Source organism: Caldanaerobius polysaccharolyticus DSM 13641 (assembly GCF_000427425.1).
Classification (GTDB): Bacteria; Bacillota; Thermoanaerobacteria; order Thermoanaerobacterales; family Caldanaerobiaceae; genus Caldanaerobius; species Caldanaerobius polysaccharolyticus.
Genome location: NZ_KE386494.1, coordinates 20,182 through 39,021, shown reverse-complemented (window position 1 = coordinate 39,021; position 18,840 = coordinate 20,182). Strand labels below are relative to the sequence as shown.

Here is an 18,840-nt window from a genome sequence, read left to right as displayed (position 1 = left end):
TTTACGTAAATCTGCACTGGTCAGTCTTCACTTCGTATCGAAATCCTACAAACGCAGGCGCCCTCATCTTCATATTCTCCGACCACTCCATAAACCTCACTTGACAGACTAAAAGAGGTTTTATCCATTGTATGTTCTTCTCGCTGTAAGTCTTTATATCTTCAGCTACGTGCATAAAAGCAGATAATTCCCTTTGGGACAACCCCGACTCGCAATCGCCTATAGGTATCAAATTGCCGTTTTCATCATACAGCCCTAGTATCAGTGCGATTTTGTCAGTTCTATACCCCATGATTACGGCATTTATGGTGATAAAATGCTTTAATTTCAGCCATAATCTACTTCTTTTGCCGATATAATATTTAGAATCGGCTTTTTTAGCCATGACTCCTTCTAATCCTTTTTTACCTGTTTCTTCATAGAGCATTTTTCCACGTTCGAATATAAAATCTGCTATTATTAAATGATCATTTGGCTTTACGGCAGAATACAGTATTTCTTTGCGATTTAACAGAGACAAATCAACCAGGGATTTCCCATCCAAATACAATATATCCCACGTAACAAAAACAGCCGGCATTGTTTTGCTCAATAAATCGATTTTTAAAGCGCTTTGGGTGTGCTTTCTGGACATGATACTCCTGTAGTGAGGTTTGTTATTTTTTAAAACAATCAGTTCACCATCCAATATAACTTCTTTGGCTTTAAGGCACTTCCTTAGGTCATCCATTTCAGGAAATTGATATGTTATATCTACAAGCCTTCTATCCTGAAGCCTCACTTTGTCGGATATAAAAGCAATAGTCCTGGAACCATCCCATTTAATTTCAAAAATCCAACCAGGATCATCAAAAGGTTCACCGGAGAAAGCCAGCATTGGCGCTATTTTTTGGTCCATCATAGACATGAAACTATGCTCCTTTTTTCTTTCTCCCTCTTGTTTTTTCCGCTGGATTGTCCGCCTTTTTTGCTGCTTCAATGCTAGCTTTAAGAGCCGTGACTAAATCCAGTACGTTATCTGGAGCAGGGGCTTTCTCAGGTACTTCTACTTCATGCCCCTGTATTTTTGATTCTATAAGGTCAAATAGGGCCTTTCTGTAGGTATTTTCGTACTTTTCAGGATTGAATTTTGCTGTCAGTGTATTTACCAATTGTTCTGACATCTTTATTTCGTTTTCATGGAGAGACACTTGCCGTAGTGGAGGAAGCTGCTCAGTTTTGCGTATTTCATCGGGGAAATACATCGTTTCCATTACCATGTAGTTGTCATCATATACCCTTATACACGCTAAATTTTGTCTGGACCTTATAGTAACTTTAGCAATCGCTACCGTATTGGTTTTCTTCATAGAATCTCTTAACAGCACATAAGGCTTTGTACCAATGTCTTCCGGCGCGATATAATACGTCTTATCAAAATAAATAGGATCAATCTGTTTTATATCGGTAAAGTCCAGTATATCAATGGTTTTAACTGTTTCTGAAGGAATCCGCTCCAGATCTTCGTCACTTAATATAACAAATTTTCCTGGTTCGTACTCATAGCCGCGTACAATCTCGTCATCATTAACAGGCCTATTGCAAACCGGACATACTTTTTCGTACTTAATAGGTGAATTACAATCCTTGTGCAGCTGCCTGAAATGGGTGGTATGGTCTTCGGTTGCAGCGTACAATTTAATCGGAATGCTTACGAGGCCAAAGCTTATAGCGCCTTTCCACAGGGAACGCATAAAATCACCTCATTAATATTATTCCCTGTAAAAAGACGTATATCCTCAAGAATAGCTGTTGACACATCCTGCCAACAGCTATTCTCCACCATAAATATACCGCTGTTTAAAAGCACCCCTCATAAATTGTAACAACTTCCTCTAAAGACAACCTATAAGGATCTACTTCAAACAACCCTCCCATGGTATCCATGGCGTTTTTCGCCAATGTTTCGGCCTCTTCTTTTTTTACGCCAAAATTGGAAAGTTTTAAATCCTGCATTCCTATATTCTTAATAAGTTTTTTAAGGCCTTTTATAAAGCATTGAGCCTGCTCTTCTTTTGTATTACCGTGTATCTCTTCTCCCATTGCCTCTGCCAGGTCTATAAACCTCTCGGGAGCTTTAGACGCCATGAAGCTGAAATACGACACTGAAAGCATTATAAGCCCCGCGCCGTGAGGCACTTCAGGATGATAGGCGCTCACCGCGTGCTCCATTGAGTGATGAGACATACACGATGATAAAGACTCAACTATACCGGCGGAAGTGCTCGCCCACGCCATAGCGGTTCGTGCCTCAATATCATTCCCCTGCGCTACAGCTTTAGGCAGATATTCTGTTATTAATTTGACAGATTGCAAAGCGTGAACATCGCTGGCGGGCTGATTTACCACAGCAAGGTACCCTTCTACAGCGTGGAAAAAGGCATCCATTCCCTGATATGCCGTAAATTCAGGAGAATTCGTAACCATTAATTCCGGATCCACTATAGAAAGGGTAGGAAATGTGTACTTACAGCCAAAACCGATCTTTTCATTAGTATCCACTTTGGTTATAACAGCCCAGGGATCGGCTTCTGTGCCAGTACCAGCCGTAGTAGGAATGGCCACAATAGGTAACGCACCATTTTCCACCTTCTTTCCCTTACCGCTACCGCCGGAAACATAATCCCAATAATCACCGGGGTTTTTTGCCATGACAGCAATAGCTTTGGACGAATCAATGCTACTGCCGCCTCCTAATCCCACTACAAAATCGCATCCATTTTCTCTTGCTACTTTTGCTCCCTCTCCTACATGATCGGCAATGGGATTAGGCAAAATCTTGTCAAATACTACTGATTCAACTCCATTTTCTTTGAGGTAACTTATGACCCTATCCAGATACCCATATTTTTTCATAGAATTCCCTTTACCTATGACAATTAGCGCTTTTTTACCAGGAAGAGGAAGCCTGGATAGTTCTTTTAATCTGCCGGGACCAAATACGATTTCTGTGGGCATATAATAATTAAAGTTGCCTTTCATTTTAACCCCTCCATCCGTAAATTAACTCTATAGTTAATCCATCTTTAACTAAAATTATGACATTGGGAATAAAAAAAATCAATATTGTTTATTATATGTCTTTATATATACATCATAATCTCTATCACTGAAGAGCACAAATCTGACTTCTTGTATATTACTACTTACAAGGTAATCTAATACTGTTCTGAGAGCAATTCGCGCAGCTCTTTCTATAGGGAAACCATAAGCCCCCGTGCTTATTGATGGAAAGACTATTGTCTTTATGTTGTATTCATCAGCTAATTTAAGGCTTTCTAAGTACGCACTTGCCAAAAGATTATCTTCATTGAAATTGCCACCTTTCCATATGGGACCCACAGCATGGATTACGTACTTTGCTTTTAAATTTCCACCACCTGTTATCACTGCATGGCCTGTGGGACACCCTCCTCGTTGCTCCCTTATAATTCTGCATTCTTCGTCAATACTAGGGCCACCTGCCCTGTGAATCGCGCCGTCAACGCCACCACCTCCAGCCAATGCTGAATTAGCAGCGTTGACGATAGCGTCGACCTCTTGATCCACTATATCACCTTTGATAAATGTAATCTTTTCTTTCATTTAATCCCCCCTCTGCCTGCAATGACTTATATTATTATTCAACACATAACAGCTACAATCCTTCTTTCTTGCAAAAATGAATATTATATTATTTTACAAAAATCTATACAAAATCGCTATAAGAGGATTCCCAAGTGCCTTCCAAGCCCTGAACATCTCCATGGCGATTTCCATTCTTGTCAACTGTAACTTTGAGGGTTATTAACCGATAGCGTCCTCTTTCGTAAGCAAATGTCTCTCCATCATCATCAAACAAATTAAAACTTCCTGGTGCTGTACCGTAGTGGCGAATTTCCAGCGGAACTTTTTCTCCCCTCCGGGGCGCATGAGGCAAAGCAGGCATCATCGGTATTATGCCACCATCCCTCACAAAAAGAGGAATTTTATCCAGACCGGCACTCACGCGAATGGTCTTACCTCCTTCAAAGCGTTCACCAGTTTCAAAATCGTACCAAACTCCTTGGGGCAGGAAAACATCGCGGTGTGTTTCTCCCGCAAAAAGAGGAGCTACCAGCAGCGAATCTCCCGCCATATACTGATCATCCAGACCATCAACATCCCATTTATTAAGATCACATTTTAGTTCTAACTGCATCGCTCTAAAAGGCGGAGTTCCATCAAAATAATAGCGCGCAAAAGCCGAATAAAAATAAGGCATAAGTCTCATCCTCAAATTGATATACTTTCGTATAATGTGCTCCACTTCGGGATATGACCACGGTTTAGTTCCGTCAGCCCATGCATTTAACATAGCCAAAGGCGAGAAACAGACAACCTGCATACGCCTTACCCACTCTTCAGCGCTTTTAGCACCGCGAACCTCTGGCGTCCAAAGTAGCCCGCAAAAGCTAGCATTGCACAGTGCGCGCACAAATTGCCTATGGTCATAGAGATCAGAATAAAGAACATATGGCATAGAAGACGCTCCCGCCATCGATGCCCTTACCAGGCCATACGTGCGGCGGTCTCTCTCTCGAAACATTTCCAGCATCGTCTGCTGGAGCATTAAGCCATATACCTGACGCATCTGTTCTCCATCATGCCCCGATGGAAAAATTGCATGAGCAGGAAACATCCACGAATGATTGGTAAGTTCACTACCATCGCATTCATCGATTTTATAACCTGATACACCTATATCCACATGCTCTTTTCTGTGCTGTTCTTTTACAATTTCTCTAACTTCCCGCAACGAATAATCTGGAACCAAACCGCCCCATACGCTATGAGATCCAGACAAACGCTCCAACGCGCTATATATTTTGGAATGCGGAGAAACATAAGGGCGTTCCCAAAGGTTGATCTTGAAACCTTCTTTATCCATAGTTTCGACAAACTTTTCAGGTTTAGGGAAACGCTCCTTTGACCACTCGTATGTAGCAGGGTAACTGCTGCTATGCCATCCTGGTTCTAATCCTATTACATCACACGGAAATTCTCTTTTCCTATATTCCATGGCCTCTTGTATAACCTGCTTAGCATCATAATAAGAGGGAACTCGATGCCAGAAGCCCAATCCCCACCTTGGCGGCAAGGCGCCGCCACCGCAAAACAAATTATATCGTTTAACGACATCTAACATACTCTTCCCAGCAAAGACAAATAATTCAACCCCTGTAGTTGGAATCACTATTTCTACAGAATCTGACTCCGGTGTCGCCTGCCACATAGGATCTGTATTGCGGTCTCTAGTCACTGAAACTGATTTATGATTCCTGCGAACACAAGAACCGCAGTAAATAGTGACAATCCTCGAAGTATTGACAAGCACGCCGTAACCGCGGCTGGAGACGTAAAAAGGTACAGGAACATGGGATTCGCCCGTATCCTGCCTTGGATCACTATTCACACGCAAATACCTGGTTTTCCCGCGGTGATTTATCCTCATGAACTGGAGCCCCAGCCCATATATTTTTTCGTCCTTGTCCAATGGCAGGCACAGTAGGGGTATCAGGTGTTGGAATGATATATGTATGGGTAGCACCATATTTTCGTGATAAGCGAAGTTTTTCTTCAAAAAGATCAGTAACTACTAGATTCCTTGGAGAAAATAACTTTATAACTTGAGTCAATATAAGACCACTTACTCCCTGTCCCATGATAAGGACATTTTTACTAGGATCAATGTTAGCAAGCTCTGCGGCATGCAAAACACCAGGTAATATCTCTATTAAAGACGTTTCTTTCAAAGGTATGTTATCGGGAATTTTCATCACTGAAAAAGGCTTGCATACTATGTATTGTGCAAAAGCTCCCCATACATATCTTAAAACTACTTTATCTCCTTCTTTTAAGCCAACAACATTCTGGCCTACTTTGTCTATCATCCCAGCAACTTCATGACCCAATCGCGCTGGAAGAGATAAAAATTCTGGTGCTCTAGTTCCGCGATAAGCTTCTATATCGCTGCCACATATCCCAACCCATTTTATTTTGACTCTCACCTCGCCATCGCCTGGTTCTGGTATACGAGCTTTACGCACCCTTATTTTATATGGTGATTCCAAAACCGCTACCATTTGACCATCTTCATAATCCGATATAAGTTCCAGAGGTGGCTGTACCATTCTCTCTACCATTTTAAACATCCCCCCTTTTCGTCATGTTGTTACAATAATATCATCAGATAACAGGCTTTCTTGCCCCGATGCATTTACGCTTTGAATCTTATAGTAATAAGTGCTATTCTCAACATCCATATCAATATAAATTGATGTCGTTAAAAAATAATCGTTTAATAATTTATACTCTTGTTCTCCCTCTTTTCTCCTCCATATCTTATAATAAACAAAGTCAGTTTCTTCATTGGGCTTCCATTTGAGAAATACTTGTTTGTTACCATTAAATCCTCTTTCCACAATAGCTTTTATGTTCGTCGGCACAGCTGGTGCATGCTGATTATAAGGTACAAGCTTTATAAGAGAAATCGAATGCATAGGCATAGCCAATTCAAATTCTATCTCGCTTTTCATCTCAATTTCTTTTATCGGTTCATAAAGTTCCAGGCCTTCCCTGCGGCGCAATTGTTTAATCTGTTCTACAGTTGGATGTCCTGGTTTACCCAAAGCCACCCAGGTGTTATATGAATTGCTATGATCTTTATCAATCCGATAGTGGATTTGTCTATATTTCCCTCTAAAAGGTATTCCAGTGATTTTCAGCTTAATTAATCTATCATTAACCTCATCGGTAATGCCATCTTCAAAATTCCAAACCATAATAGATAAGATATCATTGCGCATCGTTGGCAGCGCTCCAAACTTTCTGCCAAAACAATCATTGCCCGATGATACATTTAATCTTTTATCTCCTAAATGGCTCAACAAAACATAAGCATTGAAAATAGGTTTTTTTAACAAATCAGTTGAGCCATACCTTACTAATGGAGTTAGCTGTGAACGGTTACCGCTGAATAAAAACTTTTCCCACTGCAAGTGACAATTATCGCTATCAGCCACTGTCAGGTTTATCTCATACTGATCCTCCACAACGTCACAATAAGTATTAACCATTTTGCAGACAAAACCCGGGAAATAATGGGTGTTGCGGAAGTTAAACCAACTTTCCTCCTGTATACCCATATTGCCTTTCCAGGATTCGTCTGACTCATCATTTAAAAATTCGATTCCTTTTAGTTCTGGATATTGCTTTAATATCTCTATATAGCGTTTTAATGCGCCAAACATATATTCTATCGAGGGGCTATATAGTTCAGGCCGTCCACCTTTGCAATGCACCGAGACGAAATCTATACGGCTCCCATACCGCCCTGTGGCGTAATTCACCCCGTGAGTACAGTGTTCCAAAAATTTCTGAAACAATACAAAACTTGCTTCAGATTGTTTGGTAGCAGGTCCGCCAACTTTTATTCTATCATTTACCGAATGAACAGCATCTTCCATATAATCATATAGGGCAAAGAAAGATTCTAAATTTTCAAGCCATATCTTATGATTATCAGGCTCGTTCCATATTTCAAAATACCACGTTTCTATTTCTTCTCTGCCATAACGCTGCTGAACGTGTAATACAAATTCTCTTATCAATTTGTGCCATACTTTAAAATCCTTCGGCAAATAGTGTAATTCTTTGCTTTTTCTTAAAGGCAATGGTATATACACTGTTTCTACTATTGGCTTTATTCCATATTTTACTAATATATCATAAACCCTGTCAACTTTATCCCATTCAAATTGTATGTTGCCATCCTGGTCAATATGTACTATAGATCCATCAATACCGCCGTAATCTAATCCCTCGTTTACAAGATAATAATCCCCTCTACCGTGAGATGTCAGAATATTGTGCATTCGCATGTATAAACAGTGATTGTTATAAGAAGTTAAATATTCGTACATTTTACGCGACGGCTGAGTGTAGGTATAATCAACATTAGCGTACCCAAATGCTCTGTAAAAATGTCTAAATTCTCTTACTACCTTGTCTGCATTTACATTCACATCTACCTGTTCTATCATTTATAAATCCTCCTTATCTTGAGGATGTTTTTGTAAATCGTTGTTATTTTTCTATGTCTAATAGTATTATATGACAAAAGATTTATGATGTATTTGGACAATTTTTATATTTTTTAAACTGAAATTTAGTTCTCAAATAATAACTTAAAAAAGTAACAAAATAACTCCTTAAAACACTGTAAACATTTTCCACTTAGATCACACTCATGACGTACATACACAAATAGGGATAGGCTTTATAAATACCTATCCCCAAAAGGGCGATTTTATTAGCTCTTATATCTCATGTGCAACCTCATAGGCATCCCAAATAGCATACATTATGTTTTGAGGTTCCCGGGAGTCACCGATGAGATAAACATCTGGATAATCCTTGGAAACCGCTTCATACAACCTTTTGTCTGACTTATACCCAACTGCTAGAGCTATCGTATCAGCAGATATGCCTTTTCTCTCGCCCATTGTTTCAACTATGGCTTCATTGTTCTTAACTTCAACAAGCTTTGTATTCACCAGGATTTCAACCTTGTAAAACTTTAGAAGGTCTATTAACATAATTCTGTTGGCGTGCGCAACAGGTGCACCGCTTACCATTAAATCGTTTTGCATCTCTATCAGCGTAACTTTCTTGCCCTGTTTTGCAAGCCATAGCGCAAGCTCACAACCAACAAGCCCGCCGCCAACAACCAATATCCTGTCTTTTACTTCTTTTACCCCACCTAAAAGTTCTGTCGCTAGCACAACATTACTGCTATCAATTCCTTTAACATTTGGAACTATAGGTTCAGATCCTGTTGCGATAATTATTGCATCCGGTTTTTTGCAATCTATGAGCTCTCTTGTAACTTCGGTATTTAAATAAGTCTTTATATTGTGCTTTTTTATTTGATACTTATACCAACTCAGAAGCCTTGCATCGTCTTTTTTGAAGTCCGGAACCGAACCTTCGATAAGATGCCCACCAAGTCTTTCGCTTTTCTCATAAAGCTCAACATCATGTCCACGTAGTGCGAGCACCCTTGCCGCTTCCATTCCCGCAACTCCACCGCCGACAACCATAACACGCTTTTTTATATCAGCAGGCTTTATCTCATATTCTTTTTCTCTGCCAACAGTGGGATTTACCGCACAACAAAGCGGTCTTGGTTGAATGATCCTACCGATGCAACCAACCTGACAGCCAATGCACGGCCTTATGTCTTCAATGTCGCCTTTCAATACTTTTTTAGGCCAATACGGGTCGGTAAGCAAACCTCTTCCTATTGCTACCATATCGCTTATATCATCGTTTACAACCTTTGCGGCATATTCAACAACATCCAATTTTCCAGCTAGCATTATTGGAATTTTTACAACTTCCTTTAACCTTTTGGCATATGGAATGTTTAGACCATTGCTTTGATACATAGGTGGATGTGCCCAATACCATGCATCATATGATCCATTGTCCACATCTAATGCATCATACCCCGCTTCTTCTAATATCTTTGCCGCTTTAAGCCCCTCGTCAACATCTCTTCCTTTTTCCTCAAATACCTCATCAGCAAGCCCGCCTTGGTTGAGGCCTTTTATAAAGCTCTTTACACTAAATCTGACGGACACTGGATAGTCTTGTCCAACCAGTTTTTTTATTGCTCTTACTATTTCGGTTGCAAACGTCAACCGCCCTCGTAAATCACCGCCAAATCTGTCTTTGCGCTTGTTGAAAAGTGCAATTGCAAACTGATCAAGCAAATACCCTTCGTGAACAGCGTGAATTTCAACGCCATCAAATCCCGCCTCTTTTGCAATAAACGCCGCCTCCGCTGTCTTTTGGATTATCGTTTCTATTTCTTTTTCCGTAAGCTCCCTACATATTATATCTGGTTTCCAATAGTTCGGGACTGGCGATGGTGCAATAGGGTGGGTAAGCAAAAGTGACGGTGCTGCAACCCTTCCAAATCCCACTCCTAGTTGTAAAAAGATTTTTGTATTATAAGCATGAACTCTTTCAGTAAGCTCACCTGCTATTTGAATAAACCTGCCGGGGTTTATTGCAGGGGTTGGTGCTGTACCTGGAATAAATTTTTCTATTTCGTTTTCAACTTTTGAAACACCTGTGATTATTAAACCTACCCCGCCTTTTGCTCTTTCAATGAAGTAATCAAAAGCTTTTTTGTTAAAACATCCATCAGTGTCTGAATAGCCGAGATTTCCCATTGGCGCCATAACAATGCGGTTTTTAAGCTCAACTTTACCTATTTTAATAGGTTCGAAAAGCTTCTTATACATTTACTATCACCTTCCCTCTATCTATATTACTTCTATACAGATTATAAAATTCCTTCTTTACGCTTTTGCAGCGTGGGCACCAATTCCATATACGGCATTTCGACACTTCGGACATGTATGTTTAATGTTGCTCCTCTTTCATATTTGTATTCGTCACTGGTATTTTGTTTGGCTCATTTTTATTCTAGCATTTATATTGATATTGCCATAACAAATACAAAAATCTGAAAAAATGGTCCATATATTTTATCAAGCAATTCTTGGTTTACCTTTTTTCCCAAAATAGGTCCCTGTATCGCACCTAATACTTTCCTGCATACCATTACTATCGAGTACACCGACGCAATTGCTATTGTAACTGTCAGCATTAATCTGAACCTTCGCAAGCCGAGTAGTACACCTAACGCTTTTTACATTATTTCTACACAAACCGCGAAATTCCTTCCTAGTTCGTTTTACGGTATAGACATCAATATACTTTTGTTTAAGCCTTCAAATTTATTTTTGTTGCCAATATTCTTAACTAAAAGTGTATATACTGCAACAAAAATCATCAAAAAAATTGTAATAATCTTCAAATGTGAACACAGAAAATAAATTAAAACCATTATCAAAAATATAGATTAAGGAACTTTAATCTGAGCCTCCCTTTGTCAGTATCTACTTAGCTTCCATAAAATACATTTTCATTTTTCTGATAATTCTAACTGTGCATCTTGATCAATTCCTTTCCTCCTGTACGATGATGCTTGGACAACGTAATCATACAGGAATTCTCGATTAAAGTGGCCTATTTTTTCACCACTATTTGGTACAATTTTAGAGTAGCTTTAACACAATTGTATTAGATACCAACGTAAAACTAAGATATTTAAAAGGAGAGTGGCGAAGGTGCCTAAAGGAGTTTCGAAGGAGATATACAAATCGATACCCTACCCTATATTTACAACAGATTCTCTGGACAGATCCTATACCGCCAATGAAATCGAAAAATATAAAAATAAGACGGTTTTATTAATATTGAAGCCCCGGCAATTGAATATCCTGGGACAGGTATTCAGGCCGGTTATATGTGCAACGGTATCTGAAGTGTCAAATCAGTATGTGGAAGTTCGAGATGTTAACATCAAAATGTCCAATGCACCGGAATTTATATTTCCGACACCATTGATAATACCGTTGGTGCAGGTAGTGACATTCTTGCCTTTTGACAGAGAAACGCGATTTCCGCTTTACTAAAGGAGGCTGAGATAAATGACATATAATAAGACACTTGAAAGAAAGCTTAAAGGCAGAGTCGGAAACAGAGCCCTTGTTATGATGGAGCAATTCCCGTTTTTTATGGTGGAAAAATTGGTTAATGTCTCTGAGGTAGAATTGAAAGGTAAGGTATTCTGCATACAGTACTGGGATATTGCCGCAATCTATGCTGAAAAACAACCCGGAGAAATACCAGAAACCTTTTCATAGAGGGGGAATTTCATGCTGAGACGGTTTGATGTGGCTGCCATTCAGATTCCAATTGTATTTAATAAATTCGGTGATTTTGATCAAAATGGCCTTATGTACGTTCTGGCCGAAAATGAACAACTGGTGCGCCGGTTGGTTGAAGAAAATCCCGGCAAACCCGTGGATTTGGTTCAGCCTTTGGTAATAAGGGTCAACCAGGGTGATACCGTAGAAATTCACTTCACGAATAAACTCGATTTCCCCGCATCGATTAATGTAAAAGGTTTATCCTATTCGGTACTAGATTCTGACGGGGCTTTTGTAGGGGATAACCCGAATACGGTAGCCGCTCCGGGTGAAACCAAGGTTTACCGATGGGAGGCAAATATCCAGGGGGCATTTCTCTTCAACGATCTTGGGAACCCCTTGAGTTCGGAAAGGGGCAGCAATGTACACGGGTTGTTCGGAGCCATTGTCGTGGAACCACCCGGCAGCACCTGGACGGATCCTCAAACGGGTCAGCCTTTGAAAAGCGGGGTTTTTGCTGATATCCATAACCCTTACTTGCCCGATTACCGGGAATTTGTAACCATATTTCATGACGAGTCTCCGGTCAAAAACCGCTTTGGAGAAACGCCAGTTAACCCGGAGACCGGAGCTCCAAGCGCCACTCATTCCATTAACTACCGCTCTGAACCGATGCGAAACAGGATGAAATTGATCATGGACGGGGAAGTATGCCCGGACTGCATAGGTGAAGAAATTCATCACGATTCCTGGGTTTTCGGAGACCCTGCAACTCCCATTCCAAGAGCGTATCGCGGAGATCCTGTGAGGTGGCATGTCCTCAACGGTGGAGAAAAGGAAAGTTTGTGTCAAGAGTTTGTAGGTAAATTTTCTAATAACTTTACCTCACCGCTTTTCATAAGCCTTGTTGTTGAAAATATAAATATCATTCCATATTTGGTAATTTGTTGATTACACACAAAAAACAATAGCTCCTCATACCGATCGTCCTCTTTTAAAAAGCTCTGATACCCTGGATCGGTATCTCTCTCAACCTCTTACTTCCTTTTCTTACCCTGAAATTTCTGTACAAACTATCTTTAAATGATCGCTGCAACGCTTAACATGGCTTAATTCTTTTAATACATATTTTACCCATGGTCGACTGGCAAAGGGCCCTTTTAATGCTGGTAGTGATACCCTAAGCCATTCCTCTATGTCTTCAACTTCTTCCCTCTCGTCCGACTTTGTCTGCACCATCTCTTTGAACTTTCTCTGTTCCATAGGCCAACGCAAAATATACTTCTCTAACTCTCCATTGGCTTTCTCCGCCAGTATTCGAGCTATCCTGTCTCCACTGGATATACTCCACCTGGCTCCCAGTCGTTTCATCCTCCGCGCTACATTGTGCTGTATCTGTCCTTCGATGGCTCCTAGTCGTTCCCCCTCCCTTAACGCAGCTATTCCTTCCCAGTTCTCTGTAAGATAATCTAAAAGGGTAGTGACTTTCTTCCTTCGATTCCCTTTAGTTTTCCTTATCTCTTCTTTTAGCGTCTCTTGGGTCTTTTGAAGGTCGCCTAGGCAAATAGCTTCACATACTTTGTTGAAAGTTTCTTCGTCATACCATAACGCCTCTGTTAGATGCTTGCTAAGGTGATATGGGTCCAGCTTGTACTCAGCTCCAGGGAAATATTCTAATCCCTCTTTTGGCCAATCGGCTCCATCTCCTCCTATGTATACTTTTTCTACTCGGTTTAGGTCCCATTTGCTCCCGACTTTTGCGTATGTTTCTTCCCACATGACCTGGCTATCAGCTAGCCCACTCACCACACCAAGGCATGCCGTTCATGACCGATTTTTTCTTTGCTTTCATAGGCTACCAGATGTTTGATTTCTCCTCTCTTATTGTCCGCTCTTTGCAGACGAATCACTACGCCGTCGCTTTCGATGCAAAGGGTTGATGTAATTTCTTGTCCTTCAGGTAATTTACCCTTTTCAAATATTGCTGCTCTCTTTTCTTCATTATCTTGTTTTAAAGTTTCTCCCAAATCCTTAACGACTTTCCAGATTGTCACTGTACTGATATTGGGGAATAGTTGGCTTAAAGTTTCGGCAACACGCCTGAAGGATATCTCGGTACTCAGTTTCACGGCTATCTCTCTTAACCTTGGAGTTATTTTTGCTCGTATTGGCCAGCCCAATAGATCATCCAACAAAAACCTGGTCTCACCTGTCTTTTTGTTTCTGTAAAGGCGTCTTCTATATGTAAATTCGCCAAAGCTGCTTATGGCATCTTTTTTTCTAAACCCTATTACTTCCCAGGTTTCAAGATCGCGTTGGTTCATCAAGCGTGCGTCCATTTGTTCCAGGACCCATACGAAAATCTGGTTACAAACTTTTTGGCAGAGTCCATATACTCCTTTTTCGAGTTCGTAAAAATCCTTGCTTTCATTGATTATTTTTATTAATCCGTTATAAAAAAGAAGGACTGCACCCACTACGTGTCGAATATTTAACATAAGACCTCACACTCCTTTATGTGTTATTGGTTTTTTTATGCGGTGAGGTCTTTTTTCTACATTCTAATGTCTTTTCCTTTTTAAATTACCTGCTTAAATTCTACAGTGATATAAGAGATTCTTAAATCTTACGGGCTGTACCACTTAAGATTTTTAATTTGTCGTTTTCATAACCTACAATATAAGTACACATATACTGACTTATCCGCTCGGTATTTTGGTCTGTAAGTTCCAGGGCTTCTATTATTACCGTAACTTCTGCGTGATTACTGTCCTTGTCATGGGATACAATGTTTAAAATTCTAACGGATTCTGTTCTAAGATAGCCAGTCCTAAAAGCTTGATATGATGTACTATTTTGCCAATCGCTACCCAAAAGGGAATACGCAGTAACATAATCCTGCTCATCAATGAACTGATAAAAAGACTGAACCAAAGCTTCAGCCTTTTCTCTAATAGGCTGACTATCCTGATTATCCTCCTGTTGATCTGCAGTATAATCGGCATATTGGTCATTTTGAGGCTTTGATGGGTTTTTCGACCAGTTCTCCACGAGAGGCAACACCTGATTTATAGGTATGGAGAAGCCTATCACCCCTTCAACAGTACCGGCAGAATTTACACCTAAAACCTCTCCTGTATTCTGATCCAATAATGGGCCTCCGCTACTGCCAGGCGATATGGGAGCTGATATCTGATATACCCCTTTGTACTCGTAGGGTGGTATAGTAAAATCCCTGTTGACGCCACTTATTATCCCCGTAGTAGCTGTATTCTGTAACCCCAAAGGACTTCCCATGGCGATGACAGGATCGCCGATTTCACCTTTTCTCGATGATATTTTCACGGGAGTTTTGCCGGCAAGCTCAGGTACCCTTATCAACGCTACATCTACGTCTTTGCTCCTGCCTATAACCGTGCCGTTATATACCTGGCCATCATAGGTCTTTACTTTTACCGTGGAAGCACCTTCCACCACATGGGCGTTGGTTATGATATCGCCGCTGGTGTCATATAAAAAACCAGAGCCTGTAACCACATTACTCCCACGATTGACTTCAATGTACATAACCTTTTTTTGATTATCCGATATGATAGATTTGATATCAGCTGTTTTATTTGCATTTTCCGTTTGCGAATTTTTCAAGGTATTCAAAGAGCCCAATTTAGAGGTGCCTGTGATTACTTGTTGATGCATTTCCTTGCTTAAAAAATAAAAAACAATAAGTCCAGCCGCTATTATCAAAATCGTAACAACTAAGGAAACAAACAAAGATTTTTCAGAATCTCTTGCAGCCTGTCCCATTCTCACTGACTCCTTTTTAATCAAGATACCAGTTTATCTGAGTTATTTTTATATGATCAGCGTTTGAAATCCCATAGTGCACATTAGAAAAACTTCCCTTCTGCGTAGGCAGCAAATAAATTGGGTATACATATGTACTTCCGTCCTCGATGGCATTTCCGTCAGCATCATATATGTTATATAAAATCTCCACTTCGTATATAGGTTTTGTGGCTATGTTTTTGACTTCTCCTTCTATCACAAAATCCCCGTAATCGTCGGTGTAAGTTTGGATATTTAATACGCTAACTGCATTGGTCCTGTTCATAGCTTCTTCTTTTGCCGCTGCAATCATGGCCTGTTCCATCCTCCTGGCTTCCGCATTTTCAAAAGCGGTTTTCTGGTCTATTATGGTTTTTTTAAATGAAACAAGTTTGGCATTGGAGCTGTCATATTGCATGGCTTTTTCTATTACGTTCAACGCGTCGTTGTACTGCTTGTTTTTTAACATCTCACTGGCTTTTGAATAGGCAATATCGGCGATTTTCTGGCGTATCAATTTATCGATATTTTTCGCTTCAGGGCTGTTTAAAGAAGATAATCTCGATAACAGAGTAGCCAGATCGTCAATGGTGTTCTTGCTTTTAGCGATATCGTAAATCTGCTTTAGTTCAACCTGTGTTTTGTACTTTTCGCTGAGGTTGCGCAGCATGTCAAAGTACGCTCCACGCCCATTAGCAAGATCTTGCTCAACTGTGGAAATGGAGTTTAAAGCCATATCAAATTTTTTTGCGTCAGCGTACTTCCCCGCATCCTCTAATTTTGCCTTTATATTTTTACCCAAGTTTATCAAAGCCAGGTCCTGCTGTAGCACCTTGTGATTAGGGCGCAGGGCCAACCCCTGGTTGACAAGATCTAAGGCAATATCGAAATTTCCTTGCAAAGCCAGGTCTTCTGCTCTTGTTCGCATTGCTTCCACTTCTCTGTTGATCCTTATTTCGTAAAAAAGATAAACGGTTAATGATACGGCAATCATTATGGCAAAACTAAAAGGGATAAGCCAGTATTTATTACCAGCGGTTTTGCTTTCTGAAGATATCTTGTCCAATGCAGTTCCACAATGAGGACAAAAGCGAAGACTATCTTCTAATTTATAGCCACAATTCTTGCAATACATAAAAGTCCTCCCTATTACAGCTTTAGCATATTTTTTTCATACAAAAAATAACCACCATAAAATTAAGGTGGAATACATATTACTTCAAATACTCATCCAAATCTTCTATCTTATTAATCTCAAATATGTGATCAACTATTTCCGTTAAGGTATATTCATTGGCATTCTCTATCTTCTTTTTGTAATCCGAGGAAATGTCACCAAACTTTCTTGTTAAAAGCCTTATTAAGGTTTTGCCTATGCCCTTCTCAATACCTTTTTCAATACCTTTTTCAATACCTTTTTCAATACCTTTTTCAATGCCTTTTTTTTCTCTTTCTTTTAATTCTTCTTCTGTATATATTTTGAGATTGGCCTCTTTTAATGTCTTTATTATATACTCCTGGGTCTCTTCATTAACTCTATCGCTGTACATTTTATACACCTCCACAGCTTTCTTCATATTTACCCTAAAAGCCGCTTCCAATAACCTTATCTTCTCATCCTTATCTTTTACGTCATTTATGCTTTTTAGCAATTCTTCGAATGCTTCTCCAAAATATATGTTCTCGCTTAATAATATTACAGGATAATTCTCTTTTACATTCTTCAGCTCTTTTAATACCACTAACTGTATTGATATCCATTCGCCTTTTACATAATATATACCATCATCAGCTTTTTCTATATTTCTGCCGTATTCTTTCAAAAATTTAGTTAATTTTCGTGGATAGGAATTACTTACAAAATTTAATGTCACTTCTTCTATTTTTATGTCATTAACTTTTTTATTGGCTTTCTCATAATCATTCATCGTGGACTTGTAAATATATGCATAACCCAAACCTTTAAAATAATCGTCTATTGATACATAATCTTCTGGTGATTTATATTCTATGATGTTATACTTTTTAAAGATCCTCGCTATTTGTTTGTCAATACCATAGTCGTCATTCTTCTTGACTATTATCACATCTATCCGCAGTGGTTCTTTTGATAGGTACTGTTCTTGTATTATATCAATTTTATCTTTTTCATTTTTAAAAATCTCTCTGATAGCTGCATAAAAATCACTATGCCAATCATTGGTTATCTCATCCATAATAATCTCCTTCAATTCTCTTTGATCTTATTATACCATAATCTGTGTTGATGATAATGCACACTTACCTCTATTAAACTGTTAAGTATTGGTTTTTATGATGAGGCCATATAGTATAACTTGGAATACGTAACGGTTAAACACAGACTTTATAGATATTCTGTATGGTCCCAGAGAGCATCATTATAGACATGGTAAAACAGGAGTTTAAAACAAATTTTATTAACTTAATTGTTCAAACTTTTTATCATTCATTTTCTTTTGCTCTCTTATTTCCTCCAATACTTCTATTACGATGCTATAATAAGCCATAACTTTAGCTTTTTTCTTTATTCTGTATTGTACCATAATAACGTAAAAGAATACACCTAATGAAATAACGATTATAAAAATAGTTGTATTAATTTTTATAGAATATACCAACGAAAGCAAGGAAATTAATACAGCAAGTGCTGAAATACAAGCAATTGCAATATTTTCTACATTCATAGATTCTAAGGCAATTCTATTTAAATTATATTTTTCATATTCTTCTTCGATTTTTTCTTTTTCCATATTCTCATATTCTTTTCTTAACTTATTTTTAATATCTATATATCCCATCTCCTCTTTGTGATCCTTGTTTATTCTGGAAGTGATATACCCAAGTAATTCCTCATTAGTTATTATATCAAAAAATTTCACCATATCACCTCTTGTTTAATATGGTTTTGTAATCAATATTCTTCTATTCTTGATGATATCGCTGTCATCTTTACGGAATTTGTCTTTAAAATAATCGTCCGTTGATTTTTAAAAAGACAAACCTATAATTGGAATAGCATTTGTAATACCAAATCATCCAAATTTTTTGCCCCATGGTATTATTTAATTAATAATTTAATTTGCCAATTCAGCAACTCTCGCTAATTATATCTGTTTATTGACATAAAGGCTTATAGGTAATGTTA

15 protein-coding genes and 1 pseudogene are annotated in these 18,840 nt (G+C 39.0%); 3 read left to right on the top strand and 13 right to left on the bottom strand.

Annotated features, from left to right (window positions below; genetic code table 11):
- Nucleotide 1 precedes the first annotated feature (1 nt).
- From CALPO_RS0101190 to CALPO_RS0101155, 8 genes are all read right to left on the bottom strand, one after another.
- Nucleotides 2-907: an ATP-dependent DNA ligase gene (locus tag CALPO_RS0101190; protein WP_026485691.1), complete on the bottom strand. Its 906-nt coding sequence runs from the start codon at nt 905-907 to the stop codon at nt 2-4.
- 4 nt (nt 908-911) lie between these two features.
- Nucleotides 912-1,733 (bottom strand): non-homologous end joining protein Ku, encoded by an 822-nt coding sequence (gene ku / locus CALPO_RS0101185; RefSeq protein WP_026485690.1) that lies wholly within the window; start codon nt 1,731-1,733, stop codon nt 912-914.
- 106 nt (nt 1,734-1,839) lie between these two features.
- Entirely contained in the window at nt 1,840-3,021 is a 1,182-nt protein-coding gene (locus CALPO_RS0101180; protein ID WP_026485689.1) for an iron-containing alcohol dehydrogenase, read from the bottom strand.
- Nucleotides 3,022-3,099: 78 nt separating this feature from the next.
- Nucleotides 3,100-3,624, bottom strand: coding sequence for an O-acetyl-ADP-ribose deacetylase (locus CALPO_RS0101175; RefSeq protein WP_026485688.1), 525 nt, complete (start codon nt 3,622-3,624; stop codon nt 3,100-3,102).
- 103 nt (nt 3,625-3,727) lie between these two features.
- The gene (locus tag CALPO_RS12965; protein WP_084295116.1) at nt 3,728-5,512 is read right to left on the bottom strand and encodes a glycoside hydrolase family 31 protein; all 1,785 of its coding nucleotides are present in this window, start codon (nt 5,510-5,512) and stop codon (nt 3,728-3,730) included.
- Entirely contained in the window at nt 5,466-6,203 is a 738-nt protein-coding gene (locus CALPO_RS0101165; protein ID WP_026485687.1) for a zinc-dependent alcohol dehydrogenase, read from the bottom strand. The genes CALPO_RS12965 and CALPO_RS0101165 overlap by 47 nt, the downstream gene beginning before the upstream one ends.
- A gap of 21 nt (nt 6,204-6,224) precedes the next feature.
- Complete coding sequence (locus CALPO_RS0101160) at nt 6,225-8,102, bottom strand: GH39 family glycosyl hydrolase (protein WP_026485686.1); 1,878 nt, start codon at nt 8,100-8,102, stop codon at nt 6,225-6,227.
- 276 nt (nt 8,103-8,378) lie between these two features.
- Entirely contained in the window at nt 8,379-10,373 is a 1,995-nt protein-coding gene (locus CALPO_RS0101155; RefSeq protein WP_026485685.1) for an FAD-dependent oxidoreductase, read from the bottom strand.
- 891 nt (nt 10,374-11,264) lie between these two features.
- On the opposite strand from CALPO_RS0101155, the gene CALPO_RS0101145 reads away from it, so the two are divergent.
- From CALPO_RS0101145 to CALPO_RS0101135, 3 genes are read left to right on the top strand one after another with little or no spacing between them, the layout of a single operon-like run.
- Complete coding sequence (locus tag CALPO_RS0101145) at nt 11,265-11,612, top strand: hypothetical protein (RefSeq protein ID WP_051585765.1); 348 nt, start codon at nt 11,265-11,267, stop codon at nt 11,610-11,612.
- Nucleotides 11,613-11,627: 15 nt separating this feature from the next.
- The gene (locus tag CALPO_RS0101140; RefSeq protein WP_026485683.1) at nt 11,628-11,843 is read left to right on the top strand and encodes a hypothetical protein; all 216 of its coding nucleotides are present in this window, start codon (nt 11,628-11,630) and stop codon (nt 11,841-11,843) included.
- A gap of 12 nt (nt 11,844-11,855) precedes the next feature.
- Nucleotides 11,856-12,800, top strand: a complete 945-nt coding sequence (locus tag CALPO_RS0101135) for a multicopper oxidase domain-containing protein (protein WP_026485682.1) — start codon at nt 11,856-11,858, stop codon at nt 12,798-12,800.
- Nucleotides 12,801-12,899: 99 nt separating this feature from the next.
- Here CALPO_RS0101135 and CALPO_RS12960 read toward each other — a convergent pair.
- The 5 genes and pseudogenes from CALPO_RS12960 to CALPO_RS0101110 all read right to left on the bottom strand — a co-directional run bounded on the left by CALPO_RS12960 (nt 12,900) and on the right by CALPO_RS0101110 (nt 18,574).
- Nucleotides 12,900-14,347 (bottom strand): annotated as a pseudogene (locus tag CALPO_RS12960) (ISLre2 family transposase).
- Nucleotides 14,348-14,468: 121 nt separating this feature from the next.
- On the bottom strand, nt 14,469-15,653 hold the full coding sequence (locus tag CALPO_RS0101125; protein ID WP_026485681.1) for a S1C family serine protease: 1,185 nt from the start codon (nt 15,651-15,653) through the stop codon (nt 14,469-14,471).
- A gap of 16 nt (nt 15,654-15,669) precedes the next feature.
- The gene (locus CALPO_RS0101120) at nt 15,670-16,809 is read right to left on the bottom strand and encodes an FxLYD domain-containing protein (RefSeq protein WP_026485680.1); all 1,140 of its coding nucleotides are present in this window, start codon (nt 16,807-16,809) and stop codon (nt 15,670-15,672) included.
- A 79-nt stretch (nt 16,810-16,888) separates the two neighbouring features.
- On the bottom strand, nt 16,889-17,890 hold the full coding sequence (locus tag CALPO_RS12955) for a DUF4351 domain-containing protein (protein WP_035171940.1): 1,002 nt from the start codon (nt 17,888-17,890) through the stop codon (nt 16,889-16,891).
- Nucleotides 17,891-18,112: 222 nt separating this feature from the next.
- Nucleotides 18,113-18,574 (bottom strand): hypothetical protein, encoded by a 462-nt coding sequence (locus CALPO_RS0101110; RefSeq protein WP_026485679.1) that lies wholly within the window; start codon nt 18,572-18,574, stop codon nt 18,113-18,115.
- Nucleotides 18,575-18,840 lie beyond the last annotated feature (266 nt).